Annotated in this window: 3 protein-coding genes; 1 reads left to right on the top strand and 2 read right to left on the bottom strand. The window is 64.8% G+C overall.

What is annotated here, in order from left to right; genetic code table 11:
- Both VJS90_RS02185 and ydcS read right to left on the bottom strand, forming a co-directional pair.
- Window positions 1–424 (bottom strand): ABC transporter ATP-binding protein (locus VJS90_RS02185; protein ID WP_324118647.1); only part of this gene is annotated, 424 nt, incomplete at its 3' end.
- Window positions 425–1,576 (bottom strand): putative ABC transporter substrate-binding protein YdcS, encoded by a 1,152-nt coding sequence (gene ydcS / locus VJS90_RS02180; RefSeq protein ID WP_324118645.1) that lies wholly within the window; start codon window positions 1,574–1,576, stop codon window positions 425–427.
- A gap of 177 nt (window positions 1,577–1,753) precedes the next feature.
- Here ydcS and VJS90_RS02175 point away from each other — a divergent pair, with 177 nt between their 5' ends.
- Window positions 1,754–3,727 carry a choline BCCT transporter BetT gene (locus VJS90_RS02175; RefSeq protein WP_324118643.1) on the top strand — a complete coding sequence of 658 codons (1,974 nt, stop codon included), beginning with the start codon at window positions 1,754–1,756 and terminating at the stop codon, window positions 3,725–3,727.
- Window positions 3,728–3,887 lie beyond the last annotated feature (160 nt).

Genomic DNA, 3,887 nt, shown 5'->3' with positions numbered 1-3,887 from the left:
GCTGGCGCTGCCCACCCGACAGCTGCACCGGCTTGCGCGGCCCGTAGCCTGGCAGGGCGACCATGGCCAGAGCTTCCTCGGCGCGGGCCTGGCGTTCGGCCCTGGCCACGCCTTTGACTTTCAGCCCGTAGGCCACGTTGTCGAGCACATTCATGTGAGGGAACAGGGCATAGTCCTGGAACACCGTGTTCACATCGCGCTGATAGGGCGGCAGGCCCGCCGCCTCGGCGCCGTGGATGCGGATCGAGCCGGCGCTGGGCTGCTCGAACCCGGCGATCAGGCGCAGGCAGGTGGTCTTGCCCGAGCCCGAGGGCCCGAGCATCGAGAAGAACTCGCCGTCCTCGATGTCGATCGACACCTGATCGACGGCCTTCACCTCGCCGAATAGCCGGGACACCCCGGTGAACTGGACGGCCAGGGGCATTCAGCGCCCACCCATGATCGCGATGTAGTCCTGGGTCCAGCGGCTGTAAGGCACGAACTTGCCACCCTCGGACTGCGGCGTCTTCCAGAACGCGATCTTCTCGAACTGCTCCGCCCCGTTGGCCTTGCAGCCCTCGACGCCCAGCAGCGCGTTGCCCTGGCACGCGGCCGGCACCGCGGGCAACGAGCCGAACCAGGCCGCCACGTCGCCCTGCACCTTGGGCTGCAGCGACCAGTCCATCCACTTGTAGGCGCAGTTGGGGTGGCGCGCGTCGGCGTGCAGCATGGTGGTGTCGGCCCAGCCGGTGGCGCCCTCCTTGGGAATGGTCGACGCGACGGGCTGCTTGTCGGCCTTGAGGCCGTTGACCATGTACGCCCAGGAGCTGCTGGCGACCACGCCTTCGTTCTTCACGTCGCTCATCTGCACCGTCGCGTCGTGCCAGTAGCGGTGAATGAGGCTGTGCTGGGCGCGCAGCAGATCGAGCACAGCCTGGTACTGGGTCTCGTTGAGCTCGTAGGGGTTCTGGATGCCCAGTTCGGGCCTGGTGCTCTTGAGGTAGAGCGCGGCATCGGCGATATAGATCGGGCCGTCGTAGGCCTGCACGCGGCCCTTGTTGGACTTGCCGTCGGGCAGGGTCTGCGGCTCGAACAGCACGCCCCAGCTGGTGGGCGGTGTCTTGAAGGTCTCGGTGTTGTACAGCAGCACATTGGGGCCCCACTGGTAGGGGGTGCCGTAGGTCTGGTTGCTGACGGTGTACCAAGGGGCGTTCTTGAGCCGTGGATCAACGCTGTCCCAGCGCGAGATCAAGGCGGTGTTGATCGGCTGCACGCGCTTGCCCGCGATCAGCCGCAGCGAGGCGTCGCCCGAGGCGGTGACCAGGTCGTAGCCGCCCTTGGTCATCAGGCTGACCATTTCGTCGGAGGTGGCTGCCGTCTTGACGTTGACCTTGCAGCCGGTTTCCTTTTCGAAGCCTGTCACCCAGTCGTAGGCCTTGTCGCTCTCGCCGCGCTCGATGTAGCCCGGCCAGGCAATGATGTCCAGCTGCCCTTCGCCGGCGCCAATGGCCTTGGGCAGGTCGGCGGCATGCAGCGCGGCGCTGGCGAGCAGCGAGAGGGTCAGGGTGCTGAGCAAGGCGGTGGTGTGCTGGTGCATGGGAAACCCTCGCTTTTTCTATTTATAAGGGCCTACCTGCCGCGAAACCTGTCCGTTTGCCAGTGTAGATGCTTTGAAACCGCCTCGACGGCTAAACGATGGCGGCCGATATGTGTCACACCCTAGGCTGGAGCCACTCCAGGGATGCCTGCAACACTGTCGAGGAGACAACCCCGTATGCCCAACAAGAACGACCCCGAAACCACACCGTCCAACGTCAACCCGCCAGTCTTCTGGATCTCGGCGATACTGCTGTTGCTGCTGGTGCTCTACGCCAGCGTGTTCCACGAAAGCGCCCAGGCGCTGTTCAGCGTGATCCAGGACTGGATCATCACCAATGTCAGCTGGTTCTACATTCTCGCCGTGGCGGTCATCCTGTGCACGGTGGTGTTCCTGGGCGTCAGCCGCTATGGCGATATCAAGCTGGGCCCGGACCACAGCACCCCGGACTACAGCAGCACCACCTGGTTCGCCATGCTGTTCTCAGCCGGCATGGGCATCGGCCTGATGTTCTTCGGCGTGGCGGAACCGGTGATGCACTTCCTCAAGCCGCCGATAGAAGAGGGTGGCACCGTGGCGGCCGCGGGCGAGGCGATGAAGATCACCTTCTTCCACTGGGGCCTGCACGCCTGGTCGATCTACGCCATCGTCGCGCTGATCCTGGCCTATTTCAGCTATCGCCACGGCCTGCCGCTGACCCTGCGCTCGGCGCTCTACCCGCTGATCGGGGAGCGCATCCATGGCCCCATCGGGCATGCCGTCGACATTTTCGCGATCATCGGCACGGTGCTGGGCGTGGCGACGTCGCTGGGTTTTGGCGTGGCGCAAATCAATACCGGGCTGAACTCGCTGTTTGGCGTGCCGGTGTCGATCCCGGTGCAGATCGCCTTGATCATCGGCACCACGGCGCTGGCCACGTTGTCGGTGGTGTCAGGGCTGGACAAGGGCATTCGCAGGCTGTCGGAACTCAACCTGAGCCTGGCGGTGCTGTTGATGCTGATGGTCATCCTGCTCGGCCCGACCGTGCTGATCCTGCAGACCTTCGTGCAGAACACCGGCGGCTACCTGAGCGAGATCGTCAGCCGCACGCTCAACCTCTACGCCTACCAGCCCAGTGACTGGATCGGCGGCTGGACCCTGTTCTACTGGGGCTGGTGGCTGGCCTGGTCGCCGTTCGTGGGGCTGTTCATCGCGCGGATCTCGCGTGGCCGCACCATCCGCGAGTTCGTCACCGGCGTGCTGCTGGTGCCGACTGCCTTCACCCTGCTGTGGATGACCGTGTTCGGCAATACCGCGATCCACATGATCCTCACCGATGGGCTGACGGACCTGGCCGCGGCGGTCGAGCAGGATACTTCGCTGGCACTGTTCGCGTTTCTCCAGCACTTCCCGTTCTCCAGCGCCATCAGCGTGCTGGCGGTGGTGATGGTGGTGGTGTTCTTCGTCACCTCCGCCGACTCCGGCGCCATGGTGGTCGACATGCTGGCCTCGGGCGGCGAGGAAAACACCCCGATCCGCCAGCGCATCTTCTGGGCCTCGAGCATGGGCCTGGTGGCCATCGCCCTGTTGCTGGCAGATGGGCTCAAGGCCTTGCAGACCGCGACCATTGCCAGTGCGTTGCCTTTTACCCTCTGCCTGCTGTTCAGCATGCGCGGACTGCTCAAGGCGCTCAAGCTCGATGCCACCAAGCGTGGGCTGCGCCACCAGGCCCTGGCCATCTCGCCGACTGCCTCGCGCGCGGCGGGCAACTGGCAACGGCGTCTGCGCACCTTGGCGATGTTCCCAAGGCGGTCTCATGTCGAGCGCTTCATCACCGAGGTGGCGCGGCCGGCCTGCGTGTCGGTGGCCGAGGAATGGCGCCGGCAAGGGTATGACTGCACGGTGGAAGAGGGCGAGGAGGGCAGTGTCAGCCTCAAGGTCGGGCCTACCGAGGATCAGTTCATCTACGAGATCCGGCCCCATGCGTATGCCACGCCGAGTTTTGTCATGAGCGATTCACCCGGTGAGGAGCGCAAGTATTTCCGCGCCGAAGTGCACCTGCGCGAAGGCGGGCAGGATCATGATGTGATGGGTTGGTCGAAGGATGAAGTGATCGGGGATATTCTTGATCACTATGAACGGCACATGCATTTCCTGCATTTGGTGGGGTAGCGAAGATTGCCTCGGCCAGGCCACGCGGTGTCTCTGGAGGCATGCGTCAGATCCGAGACTGCCGGGGCCGCTCCGCGCGGCCCATCGCAGGACAAGCCAGCTCCCACAGGGCCCGGCGCTGCCGGGCCGGGGGTTGTGAGCACCTCGGTGGAAGACAGTT

Source organism: Pseudomonas sp., assembly GCF_035277045.1.
GTDB lineage: Bacteria > Pseudomonadota > Gammaproteobacteria > Pseudomonadales > Pseudomonadaceae > Aquipseudomonas.
The sequence above is the reverse complement of the archived record's forward strand: the minus strand, read 5'-3'. Positions and strand labels throughout refer to the sequence as shown.